General features: G+C 69.9%; 15 protein-coding genes. 6 read left to right on the top strand and 9 right to left on the bottom strand.

What is annotated here, in order from left to right; translation table 11 throughout:
- Positions 1-3: 3 nt before the first annotated feature.
- Complete coding sequence (locus tag AB0H56_RS15015; protein WP_357162532.1) at positions 4-435, bottom strand: MarR family transcriptional regulator; 432 nt, start codon at positions 433-435, stop codon at positions 4-6.
- A gap of 251 nt (positions 436-686) precedes the next feature.
- Between AB0H56_RS15015 and AB0H56_RS15010 the strand changes: the two genes are divergently transcribed.
- On the top strand, positions 687-1,616 hold the full coding sequence (locus tag AB0H56_RS15010) for a hypothetical protein (protein WP_357162529.1): 930 nt from the start codon (positions 687-689) through the stop codon (positions 1,614-1,616).
- On the opposite strand, the gene AB0H56_RS15005 is transcribed toward AB0H56_RS15010, so the two are convergent.
- Both AB0H56_RS15005 and AB0H56_RS15000 read right to left on the bottom strand, forming a co-directional pair.
- The gene (locus tag AB0H56_RS15005) at positions 1,609-2,577 is read right to left on the bottom strand and encodes an o-succinylbenzoate synthase (protein ID WP_357162525.1); all 969 of its coding nucleotides are present in this window, start codon (positions 2,575-2,577) and stop codon (positions 1,609-1,611) included. The two genes, AB0H56_RS15010 and AB0H56_RS15005, sit on opposite strands and share 8 nt — an antisense overlap.
- A gap of 95 nt (positions 2,578-2,672) precedes the next feature.
- Positions 2,673-3,842: a thiolase family protein gene (locus AB0H56_RS15000; protein ID WP_357162523.1), complete on the bottom strand. Its 1,170-nt coding sequence runs from the start codon at positions 3,840-3,842 to the stop codon at positions 2,673-2,675.
- Positions 3,843-3,923: 81 nt separating this feature from the next.
- Here AB0H56_RS15000 and AB0H56_RS14995 point away from each other — a divergent pair, with 81 nt between their 5' ends.
- The gene (locus tag AB0H56_RS14995) at positions 3,924-4,445 is read left to right on the top strand and encodes a helix-turn-helix domain-containing protein (RefSeq protein ID WP_357162910.1); all 522 of its coding nucleotides are present in this window, start codon (positions 3,924-3,926) and stop codon (positions 4,443-4,445) included.
- Positions 4,446-4,449: 4 nt separating this feature from the next.
- On the opposite strand, the gene AB0H56_RS14990 is transcribed toward AB0H56_RS14995, so the two are convergent.
- Both AB0H56_RS14990 and ugpC read right to left on the bottom strand, forming a co-directional pair.
- Positions 4,450-5,097, bottom strand: coding sequence for an NAD(P)-binding domain-containing protein (locus tag AB0H56_RS14990; protein ID WP_357162520.1), 648 nt, complete (start codon positions 5,095-5,097; stop codon positions 4,450-4,452).
- Between the two features lie 139 nt (positions 5,098-5,236).
- Entirely contained in the window at positions 5,237-6,319 is a 1,083-nt protein-coding gene (gene ugpC, locus AB0H56_RS14985) for a sn-glycerol-3-phosphate ABC transporter ATP-binding protein UgpC (protein WP_110037799.1), read from the bottom strand.
- Between the two features lie 145 nt (positions 6,320-6,464).
- On the opposite strand from ugpC, the gene AB0H56_RS14980 reads away from it, so the two are divergent.
- The 4 genes from AB0H56_RS14980 (at position 6,465) to AB0H56_RS14965 (ending at position 10,248) form a co-directional block, all read left to right on the top strand.
- A complete protein-coding gene (locus AB0H56_RS14980; RefSeq protein WP_357162517.1) occupies positions 6,465-7,259 on the top strand; it encodes an LLM class F420-dependent oxidoreductase in 795 nt (264 codons plus the stop codon).
- A 68-nt stretch (positions 7,260-7,327) separates the two neighbouring features.
- The gene (locus tag AB0H56_RS14975) at positions 7,328-9,124 is read left to right on the top strand and encodes an ABC transporter substrate-binding protein/permease (RefSeq protein ID WP_357162514.1); all 1,797 of its coding nucleotides are present in this window, start codon (positions 7,328-7,330) and stop codon (positions 9,122-9,124) included.
- Positions 9,121-9,846, top strand: coding sequence for an amino acid ABC transporter ATP-binding protein (locus AB0H56_RS14970; RefSeq protein WP_357162511.1), 726 nt, complete (start codon positions 9,121-9,123; stop codon positions 9,844-9,846). Before AB0H56_RS14975 ends, AB0H56_RS14970 begins: the two co-directional genes overlap by 4 nt.
- A gap of 105 nt (positions 9,847-9,951) precedes the next feature.
- Complete coding sequence (locus tag AB0H56_RS14965; protein WP_110037795.1) at positions 9,952-10,248, top strand: hypothetical protein; 297 nt, start codon at positions 9,952-9,954, stop codon at positions 10,246-10,248.
- Positions 10,249-10,274: 26 nt separating this feature from the next.
- Here AB0H56_RS14965 and AB0H56_RS14960 read toward each other — a convergent pair whose 3' ends face one another.
- The 4 genes from AB0H56_RS14960 to AB0H56_RS14945 all read right to left on the bottom strand — a co-directional run bounded on the left by AB0H56_RS14960 (position 10,275) and on the right by AB0H56_RS14945 (position 16,066).
- Positions 10,275-11,522: a CHAT domain-containing protein gene (locus AB0H56_RS14960; protein ID WP_357162508.1), complete on the bottom strand. Its 1,248-nt coding sequence runs from the start codon at positions 11,520-11,522 to the stop codon at positions 10,275-10,277.
- A gap of 23 nt (positions 11,523-11,545) precedes the next feature.
- Positions 11,546-13,060, bottom strand: coding sequence for a tetratricopeptide repeat protein (locus AB0H56_RS14955; RefSeq protein ID WP_357162505.1), 1,515 nt, complete (start codon positions 13,058-13,060; stop codon positions 11,546-11,548).
- 181 nt (positions 13,061-13,241) lie between these two features.
- Positions 13,242-14,369 carry a hypothetical protein gene (locus AB0H56_RS14950; protein ID WP_357162503.1) on the bottom strand — a complete coding sequence of 376 codons (1,128 nt, stop codon included), beginning with the start codon at positions 14,367-14,369 and terminating at the stop codon, positions 13,242-13,244.
- A complete protein-coding gene (locus tag AB0H56_RS14945) occupies positions 14,369-16,066 on the bottom strand; it encodes a hypothetical protein (protein WP_357162500.1) in 1,698 nt (565 codons plus the stop codon). Before AB0H56_RS14945 ends, AB0H56_RS14950 begins: the two co-directional genes overlap by 1 nt.
- Positions 16,067-16,127 lie beyond the last annotated feature (61 nt).

The following is a 16,127-nucleotide window of genomic DNA, read 5'->3' as shown; positions in this document are numbered from 1 at the left end:
CTCTCATTTCTGTGTGAGGGTGTCGGTGAGTTTGCGCAGCATCGTGCGCAGCGCGGTGAATTCTTCGGTCGAGATGCCGACGAGCTCGGCCATCTCGGCGGGAATCGCGCAGGCCTGCGTCCGTAGCGCCCTGCCGTGTTCGGTGAGGACGATGTCGACGCGACGTTCGTCGTCGGCCGCTCGCCTGCGCTCCAGGTATCCGGTCGCCTCCAGCCGCTTGAGCAGCGGTGAGAGCGTTCCGGAGTCCAGGTCGAGCGCCTTGCCGAGTTCGCCGACGCTGCGTTCGTCGCGTTCCCACAGCGCCAGCATCACCAGGTATTGCGGATAGGTGAGCCCGAGCCGTTCCAGCTTCGGGCGATAGACCGCCGTCATCGCCCGCGAGGCCGAGTAGAGCGAGAAGCACAGCTGCTCGTCGAGGGTGAGTCCGTCGGTCATGACCCAAACTGTAGCGCACAATTCAGTTGTGCACAATCTACCGTATCGCGGAGTCGGCGACGCCACGGCATCGACCGTAGGGCGGCCGCTCCGAGATATCTGCTTAGACAGCGGAATCATCGGTGACACAACGACGTCAGCGGAGGACAATCGGTGTGTTGATCATCGGGCCCGCAACTGAACGAACGTGGTCGTGGCCGACCGCCCAAAGGCGTCGGCGCACGCGGCCGTGTCGACCGAAGGTGGCGGAAATGGGATACACACAGACTTCAACCGCGGACATCAACTACGACGACCAGGTGCCGGAGAACATCCGCGGCGCGATCGAGAAATCGGTCGAGACGCTCGTCGCGCGCGCGACCGAGCGGATGGAGAAACGGCGCGCGGTGCGTTCTCGGCACGCCGAATTCCGGGCAGCGGAAAAGGGGCACTATCGCCGGCAGATCGAGGCCGACCCGGAGTCCGCGCGCGAGTTCGACGAGGCGCGCAAGCGGCTGACCTCGGTCGAGCTCAACGCGGAACTCGCCGACCCGGCACCGCTGGACGCGCAATTGGTACGCACCGCGAACATGCTCAGATTCGGAAACGCGACAAAGGTCTACTGGGCGCCATTCCATTTCGACTGGCGCTGGTCGAATCACGGTGGAGCGTACTCACTTTCGGACGCAGCCCACAAAGGTAGTCCGGGCAACAACGGCTATGCGGGCATCAGCGCGGCGGTGAGCAGGGATGTGGCCTGGCTCGACGCGCACGCCGGGGTGGGCGTCGCTCTCACTGTGGCCGATGTCAATTCGACCACTCCGGTCTATGTGATGGGCCGTTCACTGCGCTGGGTACGGAAGGAATATTCCGTGCTGGCCGCGCCGGGAAACGGCGATGCCACGACCGAGGGCGGTGTCGAGTTGACCGTCTTGGAGAACGGCAACCTGGTGACCTTCGCCTCCAACAAGATGTGGCGGATGCGGCGCAGCAACGGTGAGGTGGACCAGGGTGGTGGCCTGGCGGAGGGCTTCCAATTGGATCCGTCGCTGGAAGTGCTGTGGACAATGCAGCCGGGCCGCGTCTACACCCTGAATCTCGGCGTCTGGGCCAGTGTCGATTGCGACGACGGGATCTATGGCGACAGCGGCGCCTACGGGTACATCGACTCCAATATCGGCGCGCTCAGCGTTTTCAAGTAGTCGCCTCGAGCAGCGCGCTCACTCGTTCGTAGCGCCGCAACCACCACTCGGTCCGCGCGGGATCGGGATGCCGGTAGCGGTCGAGCAGCGCGGGATCCGGTTCGGGTGCGCTGGTGGGAACCGTCAGCCACCCGTTCTCGGGCAGCAGGGAGTCGCGAACCAGATCGCCGTCGAAGAGAGCGAGAGTGCCCAACCCGCAGGCGAATTCGAGCTGAGGCAGCGCCCCGGCGAGCGCGATCTGCGCGGCCAGCCCGACGCTGGTCTCGAGCGCCGACGACACCACCGTCGGCAGGCCGGCCGCGTCCGCGACCGCCAGCGCCCGCCGCACCCCACCCAGCGGCGTGCATTTGAGCACCGCCACGTCGGCGGCCCCGGCGACCGCGACGCGCAGCGGGTCCTCCGCGCGCCGAATGGATTCGTCCGCGGCGATCGGGACATCGACCAGCTGCCGCACCTCGGCCAATTCCCCGACCGTCCGGCACGGCTGTTCCACATATTCGAGACCACCTGCGGCGCGGTCGATTTCCCCGATGTGGCGTACGGCGGTCGCCACATCCCACACCGCGTTGGCATCCACCCGGATCGCGCCCGTCGACCCGATCGCCTCGCGCACGGCCGCCACCCTGACCAGGTCCTCCGGCAGCGAATCCGGGTGATCGGCGACCTTCACCTTCGCCGTCGCGCACCCGGATGCCCGCACGATCCGCGCGGCCCGCTCCGGATCAACGGCAGGCACAATGCAATTCACCGGAACCCGACCCCGCACCGGCGCCGGCCACCCCATCGTCGCCTGCTCGACCGCGGTCCCCAACCATCCGGCCGCCTCCCGATCGTCGTACTCGGGAAACGCGCAGAACTCCCCCCACCCCGCCGCCCCCCGGATCAGCATCCCCTCACGCACAGTGATCCCCCGAAACCGCGTCCGCAGCGGAATCGCGTAAACGAAAGTCTCGAAGTCCACCCCCCGATCGTAGGTGCGCCCCCTCGAACGGAGGTCGGTCGATCCCCTCGTCGTGCTGGTCGCGGCGGCGTCCCGGTGGACGCCGCCGTCGGGGGTCACAACCTTTCGATGATGGTGGCGTTGGCGAGGCCGCCCGCTTCGCACATGGTCTGCAGGCCGTAGCGGGCGCCGCGCTGGTGCAGGGCGTGGACGAGGGTGGTCGTCAGGCGAGCGCCGGAGGCGCCGAGGGGGTGGCCGAGGGCGATGGCGCCGCCGTTGACGTTCACCTTGCTCAGGTCGGCGCCGGTTTCCTCGGCCCAGGCCAGGACGACGGGGGAGAACGCCTCGTTGATCTCGATCAGGTCGATGTCGGAGAGCTCGAGGCCGGCCCGGCGCAGGACCTTCTCGGTCGCGGGGATCACCGCGGTGAGCATGAGCAGCGGGTCGTCGCCTGCCACGGCGAAGCTGTGCAGCCGGGCCAGCGGGCGCAGGCCGAGCTGTGCGGCGCGTTCGCCCGACATGATCAGCACGGCCGAACTGCCGTCGCTGACCTGGCTGGCGGAGGCGGCGGTGATCTCCCAGCCGATCTGCGGGAAGCGGGCGGCCATCGCGGGGTCGTAGTAGGCGGGCTTCAGCTTCGCCAGCGTCTCGAGCGTGGAACCGACGCGAATCCCCTCGTCGGTGGTGAGCCCGTGCAGCGGGGCCAGTTCGTCGGCGAAGAGCCCGTCCTTGGTTGCGCGCGCGGCCTTTTCGTGGCTGCCGAGCGCGAATTCGTCGAGCTGGGTGCGGGTCAGGCCCCACTTCGCGGCGATCAGCTCGGCGCTGATGCCCTGGGGGACGAGCTCGTCCGGATAACGCTCGGCGAAGGCGACACCGGACAGGTCGGTGGCGCCGATCAGGTTGGCGCCCATCGGAACTCGGCCCATGGATTCGACACCGGCCGCGACGACGATGTCGTACGCGCCCGCGATCACGCCCTGTGCGGCGAAGTGGATGGCCTGCTGGCTGCTGCCGCACTGCCGGTCGACGGTCGTGGCGGGCACCGATTCGGGATAGCCGGCGGCCAGGGCGGCTCGCCGCGTCATGTTCGAGCCCTGCTCGCCGACCTGGGTGACGATGCCGCCGATCACGTCGTCGACCAGGGCCGGGTCGATGCCGCTGCGCTCGATCACCGCGCGCAGGCTGTGCGCGAGCAGGTCGACGGGATGGACGTCGTGGAGTGCGCCGTTGGGTTTGCCCCTGCCGATGGGGGTGCGTACCGCTTCGACGATGACCGCGTCTCGCATGGGAGTCCTCTTTCGAGCTGGCTATATCAGGCAATAGCCAGAGTAGGCGCTAACTATCATCCACTCAAGTCAGAGATGGGTATGATGTCGGTCATGGCAGCCGTGATGGAAGGACCCCTGGCCGATCTGAGCAGGTGGGAGACCGAGGGCTGTTCGATCGCCCGCGCCATGGATCTCATCGGCACCCGCTCCGCGGTCCTCATCCTGCGCGAGGCCTACTACGGCACCACCCGTTTCGACGGCTTCGCCCGCCGCGTCGGCATCACCGACGCCGCCGCCGCGAGCCAGCTCCGCAAACTCACCGCGGCCGGCCTGCTGGAGAAGCGCCCCTACCGGGAGGAAGGCAAGCGCACCCGCCACGAGTACGTCCTCACCCAGATGGGCCGAGACCTGCTCCCCGCCGTCGTGGCCCTGTGGCAGTGGGGCGACACCTACCTCCAGCCGGGCCCCGCCCCCCTGCTGCGCGTCGACACCGACACCGGCGAACCGGTCCGCGCCCGGCTCACCACCCCCGACGGCGCCCCGGTCGAACTCGAACAACTCACCGTCCGCGTCAACCCGGACTACCTCCGCGCCCGCAAGAAGAGCGACCGGCCCAGGTAGCGCGTCAGGCGGTGAAGACGCCGAGGGTGACGTCTTCGGTGCCGAGGGCCTGGAACAGGCTGACCCACAGGAGAACCATCGGCTCGGTGCTGCGGGCGGTATGCAGTGGGCCCAGGTCGATGAGCTGATCCGGGGCCCAGCCGAAGGAGATCAGCAGGTCGGTGACCGTCTGTTTCGCGGCGGCGTCATCACCGCTGAGGAAGATGCTGTGCTTGCCGGGGATGCGCGCCGGGTCGACCATCACCTGGTTGTTGGTGGTGTTGAGGGTCTTCACGACCGCGGCCTCGGGAAAGGCGGCCTGGAGCGACTCGGCGACGCTGCCCTCTTCGGGCACAACGAGTTTCGGTGGGAAGCCCTGCGAGAAATCGAGTGGGTTGGACACGTCGACGATGATCTTGCCGCGCAGATTGTCGGCGCCGGCCGCGGTCAGCGCGGCCAGCGAGACGGTGCCGGAGGTCGCGTTCACGATCAGCTCGGCGGCAGCGGCCGCATCGGCGAAAGTGCCGTGGGCGCCGCCGGTTTCGGCCGCCCAGGCGGTGGCGTCGGCATTGTCGGCCGTGCGCGAGCCCAGCGTCACGGTGTGCCCGATGTCGACGAGCTTGCTCGCCAGCCGACGTCCGACCTGTCCTGTGCCGAGTACAGCGATCCGCATGGTGCCATCCCAGATCCGAGAAATCGCCCCGGCGATCGCCGCGGCCAGCACAGCTTAGGTCCAGGTGAGGCCGGCCGCTGAGCGGCTACGCGGACAGCTGGATCGGGCCCGCGGCGACACCGCGGGCCCGGCCGCGCGCTCAGCGCAGGCGGCTGCCGTCCACCGCGCTGAAGAAGTAGATGTGCTCGGGGTCGGCGGTCAGGGTGAGCTGCTCGCCCTTGGCGGGGGGACGGCGCCAATCCACCCGCGCCACCACGGTTTCGCCGGTCTGACCGCTGGCGTCGTCGGAGAGGGCCCGGCCGTAGACGTAGGCGTCGGAGCCGAGCTCCTCCACCACGTCGACCTCCATGCGCAGACCACCGTCGCCCACCTCGAGGTGTTCGGGGCGGATGCCGAGCACGACGGTGCCCTCGCCCGCGTCGACCACCGCGCGCGGCACCCGCACCGGGAAACCGCCGATGGTGACGTTGCCGTCGGCGACGGGCAGCGTGAACAGGTTCATCGCGGGCGAGCCCATGAACCCGGCGACGAACATGTTCGCCGGATCGCGGTAGAGGTCACGCGGGGACGCGCACTGCTGCAGCAGGCCGTCCTTGAGCACGGCGACGCGGTCGCCCATCGTCATCGCCTCGACCTGGTCGTGGGTGACGTACACCGTGGTGGTGCCGAGCCTGCGCTGCAGCTGGGCGATCTGGGTGCGGGTCTGCACGCGCAGCTTGGCGTCGAGGTTCGACAGCGGCTCGTCCATGAGGAACACCTGCGGCTGCCGCACGATCGCGCGGCCCATCGCCACACGCTGGCGCTGACCACCGGAGAGCGCCTTGGGCTTACGGTCCAGGTACTGCTCGAGGTCGAGCAGCTGGGCCGCCTCGCGCACCCGCCGGTCCCGCTCGTCCTTGGACACCTTCGCCAGCTTCAGCGCGAAGCCCATGTTCTCGGCCACCGACATGTGCGGGTACAGCGCGTAGTTCTGGAACACCATCGCGATGTCGCGATCCTTGGGTTCGGCGTGGGTGACGTCGTTGTCGCCGATCAGGATCCGCCCGCCGTTGACTTCCTCGAGCCCGGCCAGCATGCGCAGCGAGGTCGATTTGCCACAGCCGGAGGGGCCGACCAGGACCAGGAATTCGCCGGCGGCGATCTCCAGATCGAGGGCGTCGACGGCGGGTTTGGTCGCGCCTGGGTAGAGGCGGGTGGCGCGATCGAAGGTCACGGTAGCCATGCGTAGATCAGTCATCCCATCCCGGCAGGAACGTGCCGGACGATCCGAGAACAGGGTCGCCAGGGATCGTAGCGGCCTCGCTGAAGCACCGCCCGATTCCGGGTAGCCTCGCTGGCGGTGCCCACCGAGACCCCAGGAGCGCGGTATGAGTCGTCCCGTCCGTATCGGAGTCCAGCTTCAGCCCCAGCACGCGCCCGACTACGGGCTCATTCGCGACGCGGTGCTGCGCGCCGAGGACGCCGGGGTCGACATCGTCTTCAACTGGGACCACTTCTACCCCCTCACCGGCGATCCGGGCGGCGCGCACTTCGAGTGCTGGACCATGCTCGGCGCCTGGGCCGAGCAGACCGAGCGGGTGGAGATCGGCGCGCTGGTCACCGGCGGCGGTTACCGCAATCCCGATCTGCTCGCCGACATGGCCCGCACGGTCGACCACATCAGCGGCGGCAGGCTCATCCTCGGCATCGGCGGCGGCTGGTTCCAGCGTGACTACGACGAGTACGGCTACGAGTTCGGGACACCGGGCACCAGACTGAACCTGTTGAAGGACAACATGGCCCGGATCAGGGCCAGGCTCGGCAAGCTCACACCGCAGCCGACGCGGCAGATCCCGATCCTGATCGGCGGCGGCGGTGAACGCAAGACGCTGCGTCTGGTCGCCGAGTACGCCGACATCTGGCATTCCTTCGCCGATGCCGACACCCTGGCCCGCAAGAACGAGATCCTGGCCGAGCACGCGGCCGCGGTCGGCACCGACCCGAACCGGATCGAGCGGTCGGTGCAGTGGCAGGGCCGCGCCTCGGCCGACGCGTTGCGCGCGGCGGGCGTCAGCCTGTTCACCGTCGGCGTCTCCGGCCCCGACTACGACCTGTCCACGCTGAAGCAGGCGATCGACTGGCGCGACGAGGTGAACCCCGAGCTGCTCGAGGGGCTTGCCTGAGTGTTGCCGGTCACCGCGCAGGCGCGCATATCCTGCCCGGCGCGGGGTTGCGGCTAGGGTTTATCGCCATGGCTGGTGTGCGTGCTGTGCGAACCCGGGCGCGGATCGCCGCGCTGCTGCTCCTCGTCGGCGTGGTCGCGACCGGGTGTGGCGGCGGCTCCGATGGTGACGAGACGGCCCGCGATCTGTGTTCCCCGCCGGGGCAGAGCGCGGCCGCCGCGGCGCCGACGAACCTCGCGTCCTCGGAGACCGCGGGCACCGACCGCTACACCACGGCGACCACGGCCCCGGTCGAGTCGATCGACACCGGCAGACTCGGACTGCTGACCCCCGGCACGCTGAGCGTCGGCACGCTCTCGGACGCGCCGCCGAGCATCTGTGTGAACGGGCAGGGCTCGTTCACCGGCTTCGACAACGAATTGCTGCGCGCGATCGGCGCGAAACTCGGCCTGCGCGTCGAGTTCTCCGGCACCGAGTTCGCCGGTCTGCTCGCGCAGGTCTCGGGCAAGCGCTTCGACGTGGGCTCGTCCAACATCACCACCACCGACGCCCGGCGCGAGCTGGTCGGCTTCACCAACGGCTACGACTTCGGCTACTTCTCGCTGGTGGTGCCGCAGGGCAGCGGCATCAAGAGCTTCGCCGACCTGACCACCGGCTCGCGCATCGCGGTCGTGCAGGGCACGGTGCAGGACGAGTTCGTGGTGAACCAGCTGAAGCTGGACCCGGTGAAGTTCCCCGACTACAACACCGCCTACGCGAATCTGAAGTCCGGTCAGGTCGACGCCTGGGTCGCGCCATCGGCGCAGGCCGAGGGCGCGATCTCACCCGGCGACGGAATCGTCATCTCGGAGAACACCTTCAGCCTCGACAACTTCGTCGGCTACGCGGTGGCCAAGAACAACCAGCCGCTCATCGACGCGCTGAACTCCGGCCTGGACGCGGTGATCGCCGACGGCACCTACGCCCGGCTCTACGCCGACTGGGTGCCGCGCGAACTCCCGCCGGGCTGGAAGCCGGGCTCCAAAGCCGCACCGGCGCCGCAACTCCCTGACTTCGCGGCCATCGCGGCCGAGCGGGCGCCGGGCGAGGCCGAGCAGGCGGTGCAGAAGTCGACGCTGGAGCAGCTGAAGGACACGTTCTTCGACTGGTCGTTGTACCGCAAGGCCTTTCCCGACCTGATCAAGACCGGCCTGCCGAACACCCTGATCCTGGCGGTGGTCTCGGGCGTGCTCGGCACCGTCCTCGGCATGATCCTCGCGGTGATGGGCATCTCCCGCACCCGCTGGCTGCGCTGGCCGGCCCGGATCTACACCGACATCTTCCGCGGCCTGCCCGCGGTGGTGATCATCCTGCTGATCGGTCTCGGCATCGGCCCGGTGACCAGGGGCATCACCGGCGGCAATCCGTACTGGCTCGGCGCGGTGGCGCTCGCGCTGCTGGCGGCCGCCTACATCGGGGAGATCTTCCGCTCGGGCATCCAGTCGGTGGAGGCCGGTCAGCTCGAGGCGGCCCGCGCCATCGGCTTCGGCTACCGGCAGGCCATGACGCTGGTGGTGATCCCACAGGGTGTGCGCCGGGTGCTGCCTGCGCTGATGAACCAGTTCATCGCCTTGATCAAGGACTCCTCGCTGATCTACTTCCTCGGCCTGCTCGCCTCTCAGCGCGAGCTGTTCGCCGTCGGCCGCGATCTCAACGCCCAGACCGGCAACCTGTCGCCACTGGTCGCGGCGGGCCTGATGTACCTGGTGCTGACCATCCCGCTCACCCACCTGGTGAACTACATCGACGGGCGGATGCGTACCGGCAAGCCGACCCCGGCCGACCCGATCGAGCAGGCCGTCATCACGGAAGGACGTGGCGCATGAGTGCTTCTCTCACCGGCACCGGGTTGCAACTGACCCTGGGGAACAACCACATCCTGCGCGGTGTCGACATCCATGTGGAGGCCGGGCACGCGACCACCGTCATCGGCCCGTCCGGTTCGGGCAAGTCGACCCTGTTGCGCGTGCTGAACCGCCTGCACGAACCGGATGCGGGCGACATCCTGCTCGACGGTGAGTCGGTGCTGCGCGAAGACCCCGACAAGCTGCGGCAGCGCATCGGCATGGTGTTCCAGCAGTTCAACCTGTTCCCGCACAAGACCGTCGCCGACAACATCGCGCTCGGTCCGCGCAAGCTGCGCGGCCTGTCCGCCGAGCAGGCGCGGGCGCTGGCGCTGGAGCAGCTCGAGATCGTCGGCCTCGCGGGCAAGGCCGACGCCAGGCCGTCCGCGCTCTCGGGCGGCCAGCAGCAGCGCGTCGCGATCGCCCGCGCGCTGGCCATGAAGCCGGAGCTGATGTTCTTCGACGAGGCCACCTCGGCGCTTGATCCCGAACTGGTGAAGGGTGTGCTCGCGCTGATGGCCGACCTCGCCGCCGGCGGCATGTCGATGATCGTGGTGACCCACGAGATGGGCTTCGCCCGCAGTGTCTCCGACAGCGTCGTGTTCATGGATCAGGGCGTCGTCGTGGAGACCGGCACCCCGGACGAACTGTTCGACGACGCCAAGACCCCGCGCCTGCGCCGCTTCCTCGACCAGGTCCTCTGACCAGGTTTTTCAGGTCGGGACGGGGGTCGCAGCAACGCATGCGCAACTGTTAATGTCGGACGTGTTCCAGCTGCAATCGACCGGTCCGAGCACAGGGAGATAGGCATGACAACGGCACACGTAGAACACCCGGAACACACCCACGTCCACGGCCCCACCTGCGGGCATGTCGCCGTTCCGCACGGCGACCACGTCGACTACGTGCACGACGGCCACCTGCATCGCGAGCACGACGGCCACTTCGACGAGTGCGAGCCCTCAGCGCACGTCGAGCACACCACCCACGAGCACGTCCACGGCCCCGACTGCGGCCACGTCGCGGTCCCACACGGCGACCACACCGACTACATCCACGACGGCCACCGCCACGCCGCACACGACGGCCACTACGACGAACACTGACCCGCCCTGAGACCCACCCCCGACGATCAGCCCGCGACGGTGGCGAAGGCCGACCAGAGTAGTGGTGCGTTCGCGGGGACGGGGTTCTCGCGCCAGGCGGAGAGTTGGGCTCGCTGCCAGGCCAGGAGTGCCGGTATCGGCTCGGCGACGTCGTGGGCGGTGTCCACCGCGCAGATCGCCGCTTGCAGCGGGTGGGCGGTGGTGGGGGTGAGGGTGTGGAAGGCGTGGTCGGTGGGGAGCGGCCAGCGGGTGGCGGTGACCAGTTCGGCGCCCGCGGACAGCGCGGCGGTGGTGAGGCCGAGTGCCTCGGTGAAGCGCAGATCGCCGCCGCTCTCGCAGGCGATCAGGGCGACCCTGCTCGGCATCGGCCACAGATCACGGCCCGCGATGGGCAGTGAATCGATGGTGTGGGTGCCGAGCAGGAGGTCCTTGGCCGAGAGCGGGCGGTGCGAGCGGGTCGGGGCGGCCAGGCCGCGAACGTCGGCCGTGCAGCTCAGGTGGAGTTCGGCGTGTTCGCTCTCGCCGGTTTCCGGCGGCGGCGCGGTGACATGGCCGACGTAGACGAGCCTGCTCGCCCCTGCCTTCAGCACGTCGGAGAGCCAGGTGCGGTCGGTGTCGGTGCGGCGGAACAGCTCCACCGGGTCGGCGACCCGCGGCACCAGCCGGTCGTACCGACCGAAATGCTCGGTCACCAAGGTCTCCGCGCCGGGGCGGCCGAGTACCGAGCCGAGTTCGGAGTCGGCGCGATACCCGGGTACGCGCGGGTCGAGCACGGCGACGACGGGGAGTTCGTTGGTCTCCGTCCAGCGCCGCACGATCCGCTCCGGCGCGTGCACCACCGAGGCGGGCGCGAGCAGGCTGACATCGGCGATGTCGAGCAGCCGCAGGTCGGGATCGGGCGCGATGATCTCCCAGGGCACCTGCGCCAGCCGCGGCGACGGCTGGATCCGCAGGTGCGGGCGCAGGCCGCGCTGGTAGAACTCGTGCAGTTGAACAGCGAGTCCATACGGCAGCAGTGTCCGCGAAAGGGATTGGGCGAGAGCCAGTTCAGCGGTCGGTTCGGCCAGCGCGCCCTGGTTCAGCACGAAGCGGAGCCGGTCGGGTCGCGCGGGGTGGGGTACCGCGTCGCTCAGCAGTTCCAGCACGGCACGGACCTGATCGCGCGGCAGGACGCCGACGCCGCGCGCCGCTACGTCGTCGACCCAGCGCCAGGACACATACACGTCACCGGCGTCCGCCATCCGGATCACCGCGGTCGGCGTCTCGGAGTTCATCGTCGGATCAGATGGTGGGATGTTCACAGGGCTACCACCTGAGCACCGCGCACCGGCACGCCGTAGCGCTCCTCGGCATGGGTGATGAAGTCCGACAGCACTATTCGGTCGTCGTCACGGAGCCGTGGTGGTGCGGCGACGGGGATGCCCGCGGCGGCGGCGACCTCGGCCAGTGCCGCGCCGAGATGCAGGGCCGGGGCGGTGGACGGTTCGGCGGGCAGGGGATCGAGCAGCTGGAAATCGAGCGTGGGTGCCGCGGGCTCGGTGAACAGGGCTGGATCGAGACTCGTTCCCGCGCACTGGGTGTCGACGAGATCGCTGACCAGCTGGGCGTTTCCGGACAGCGCCGCGAAGCGGAAGGCCAGGCGCATGGCCGGTTCGGCGACGGCGCGATGCCAGTGTTCGCGCTGGTTGCCGTTGGGCAGGGTGTGGCGGACGGCGTCGATGGCGAGGGCGGAGGGCACCGCGAGGCCGACGGCGCGCGCGAGCAGAGTCGGGTCGGGCCGGTCCGCGCGCTCGATCACGGTGTGCAGCAGTTCGGCGTGCCAGTAGTCGAGCTGGGCGCAACGCAGGCCGAGCCCGTGCGCGGAGTACACCGCGAAGGCGTCCGCGAGCAGGGTCTCGCTCTCCGTCGTGGCGCCCGTCGCGAAAGCGACTGTGGCGAGCCGCAATCTGACGTCGGCCGCGTCGAGGACGACGCCGGTGCTGTCGAAGCGATCCAGCGCGCGCAGGTACTGAGTGCGCGCCTCGGTGTGGTCGCAGTGGCCTTCGGCGAGGAAACCCAGTGTCTTGTAGCCGATTCCGGCCCGGTGTCCCAGTTCCGCGGTCTCGAAGAACTTCTGGCTCGACCGCAGCGGCTCCTCGGCCTCGTCGTAGCGCCCGGCGCGCACCAGCATGATCGCCAGATTCTGCGCGGCCTCGGCGACGGCGGCCTCGTCGCCGGTCGCCGTGAAGGCGGTCATGGCCTGTCTGGCGAAGTCGAACGCGAGATCGTGCCTGCCGGTCTCGAAGGAGCTGGTGGCCAGATTCATCAACGGGTGGCCCGCCAGCTCGGGCGCGAAACGTTCGGTGACGCCGAGGGATTCGTTGGCGATTTCGGCCGCGTTGGCCCACTGCTGGCGATGCAGCGCGACGGCGGTCAGCGAGAGCAGGCAGGCCACCCGCACCATGCCCTGCTCGGTGGTGTCGACCAGCAGGTCGCGCGCTTCCTCCAGGACGCGCTGCGCCTCATCGAGGTCGCCGAGGTGCTGCAACGCCTGCGACAGATTCACCAGCGCGGCCGGGCGCTGATGCGCGCCGTCGGCGGGCAGCACCGCCAGCGCCGTCCGGAACAGGTCGACCGAGCGGCGGTGCTCGCCGAGCTCGTCGGCCATGCTCGCGGCGTTGATCAGCGCCGCGCTGCGCAGGCGTGGCGCCGCGTCCTCGGCCGCGCGCTCGAAGATCGCCATCGCACCCGCGATGTCACCGCGCTGGTAGGCCGCGTATCCCGCCGTGAGCTGGGTGTCGTCCTGATCGGAGGTCTCGCCTACCGCCGCCATGGTGCTGCTCCGTTTCCGCAGGAGAAGTGTTCGCTGTCGGCTGCCGGCGCGCCGTTTTCACTCCGGAGACGGTCGTACCGAAGCGGCCGGGGAGCGATGGTGCGTCGATCCCGGCGAAGGGCGGCTCGGCGCCGCGGCCGGCTTGCGCACCGGTTTCGGCTCGGTTCGGGGTTCAGGTGCATCAGTAGTCCGAATCATTATCGGCAGCAGCGAGTTCCACCGCGAGCAAGGGAATGTCCTGCTGAGCGCCAGCCAACCGTAGCCTGATGTGCTCGCGGATCGACTCGCGCAGCGGTGATTCATCGGTCGGGGGTCCGACCGGCCCCACGCCCGGCACGAAAACCGCTACCGAGACCAGGTTTTGGATAGCAGCGGGAGTTCGTAATTCACCGATCCACGCATCACCACGCCGGGAAAGCGGAATCTCGGCGGGCGAATCCGCGGTGCGCAGGCGGGCCATTGGGAGCAGGTGGACGGGCACGGTACGCGGGCAGTCCGGCGCCGCGACGGCACTGACCACCACCGTCGTCACTCCGCCACCCCGCCGCACCTGCCACGACACCGACCGCGCCCCCGCATCCACGAGCCCCGGCGGGCAGCAGCGCCAATCCCAGTCCCCGTCACCACTAGCCAATGCCGGCCCGGTCCCGCTCGTCTCCCCGCCCGCCGCGAGCGCATAGTCCTCCGCCCGCCCATCGCGTGGGCTCGCCTCGCGCCCGCGCGCGGGAGCGAGCTCGTCTGGGTGGCCGCTGTTCGGCGCTTGCCCGGGGTGGTGTGTGCCCGACTGTTCGTCCCGCGCGAACGCACCTCCGCTGCCGGTGGTCAGCTGTCCGCCAAGACTGGCAGCGGAGTGGTCGTCGGCGCCGGACACCACGGTTTCGCAGACCTCCGACAGTTCCGCGATCTCCTTCGCGAGGGCGGCCTGGTCCAGGGCGGGGATGCTTTCGACGGTCGAGGCGGGCCACCAGCGCGATGCCCAGTGCGCGTAGGCGAGTCGATGCAGTGCGATGACCAGTTCCGGGCGTGCCGGGGTGGCGGTGAGGTCGCGGTGGTGGCCCTCGTCGTCGGCGACCGCGAGGGCGGTGTTCTCGCCGTAGACGGCCCACAGCCAGTCCTGGGCGGCCTCGGTGTCGTCGAGGGTCGCGGCCGGAAGGCGCTGTCCGGCGAGGAGACTCCAGGTGAGGTGGCCGCCGGTCACCTCGAGTACCAGGGTGTCGAGGGCGGGCGCCGCGTCGAGGGCGGTCGGCGCGCCGTCGGGCCGTAGCGTCACGATCCCCGCGGCGGGGTGGTCGAGGCGGATCGTCGTCATCAGCTCGCCCTCGATTCCGGTACGGCCGCGGCCGCCACCGTGAGTGCCTGCTTCACCCTGGCCCGATGATCGAGCATGACCGACCGCGCGACCCCGTCGAGCAGATCCCACAGCTCGCCCGGCTCGAAGACCGGCATGTCACGCACGTCCCGCCCGTGCAACCGCACCCACAACCTGCGCAGATAGGGCCGCCACGGCGTGCGCAGCTCGGCGGCCACCGCAGCCAGCGGCCCGCTCGCCCCCGCGTCCACCGCGAACCGGCGTGCCTGCAGCACATAGGCTTCCCGCCGCCACCGGCCGTTCACCACCTCGTGCGCCCGCGACTGCCCCGGGTCCGCCATTTCCGGTGTGTTCGCTCGCTGTGCGCGTGAACTGCTCACCTCGGTGCCCACCGAGCGGCGGGCACCGTCGTCGTGCGGTGGTGCGATGCGGACCCCGGGGCCGAATAGTCCGGCGCTGCCCGGCGTGGATTCCGCCGGTGGTCGGAGTGGTCCCTCGCCCACTGTCGCTGTCGGCCACGCGGCGGCACCGCCCGCACTCGTCGTCGGCCGACCGCGATCCGCGGTGCCGGGCGCCTTCGCCGGGAGCGGGGCAGGGCGCGCGTAGGAACCGCTGTCGGCGCCGCGCGAGGCATCTCTGTCCGCGCGGGCGTACTCGGTCGACGGCGCCAGGTCCGTCGGCGTCGCTGCGGCCGACGGCGGTAGCTCGCTGCGATCGTCGTCGACGGCCGAGCCCAGCGGCGAGAGGCCCAGCGCCAGTTCACAACCCACGGCGGCGGTGAGGCGGAGGGACTCGTCGAGCAGGCCCCACGGCGAGCAGCTGCGGGTGATCTCGGTGGTCACCAGTTCCGGGATGGCGGGCAGGTCACTGCGGTCGATGCTGCCCTGGAGGACGGTGAACACGCGCTCGTACACGGTGCGGTCGAAGGGGAGCGCGAGGGTGGCGGTCGACGCGCCGGCGCCGAGGTCGGGGCGCTGGGGATGGGTGTGCACGGTCAGCCCGAGGTCGTCGGCGCCGTAGGCCGGGTGGGGGCGCCACAGGGCGATGCCGCGGTGGGTGCCCACCTTGTCGTCGAGCAGTTCGTCCAGCAGTGGGCCCGCGTCGGCTGGGTCGCCCTCGTAGGCGAGGGTGCTCGCCTCGAGCAGTTCGGTCAGCGCGGGGGCGTGGTCGCGGGCGCCGAACTCGGCGGCCGGGCGGCGACGCCAGGCCAGATCGACCAGCGCGGTGAGTTCGGCCAGCCGATCCGGTTCGGTCACATGGTCTTTCAACGCGGCCGTGGTGCGGCCGCCGGTGCTGTCGTGGACTTCGCGCAGCACCGCCTCGGCGCGCGTGCGAGCCCCCGGGCCCGGCGAACCGTGCAACGTCGCCAGCTCGAAGCACCGCTGGAAGTACAGGTCCTGGGCATTGCCCTCGGTGATCCGCAGCGCGCGGCGCGCCTGTTTGAGCTCGGTGAACCACGCCGCGCACGCGCGCAACGCGTCGGAGCGGGCCAGCACCAGCGAGGTGAGCAGGGCGACGCCGTCGGGTGACAACACGGTGCCCGCGCACAGCGGATGCTGCACCGGCCGGATGACCAGCGGATCCAGGATCAGCTTCACGGTCCGCCGCAGCGGCCCGCCCTGCGGCCCGCTCAGCGCCTCGACACCCGTGAGCCCACGCCACACCTCGTCGAGCACCATGGCACGCGGTCTTCGCATTCGACCAGGTTAACGGCATTTCGGGTGCTTGGCGCCGCGAAAAGTTGGGATCGGTAGGGCC

This window comes from Nocardia sp. NPDC050717, from assembly GCF_040654275.1.
Taxonomy (GTDB): Bacteria; Actinomycetota; Actinomycetes; order Mycobacteriales; family Mycobacteriaceae; genus Nocardia.
The sequence above is the reverse complement of the archived record's forward strand: the minus strand, read 5'-3'. Positions and strand labels throughout refer to the sequence as shown.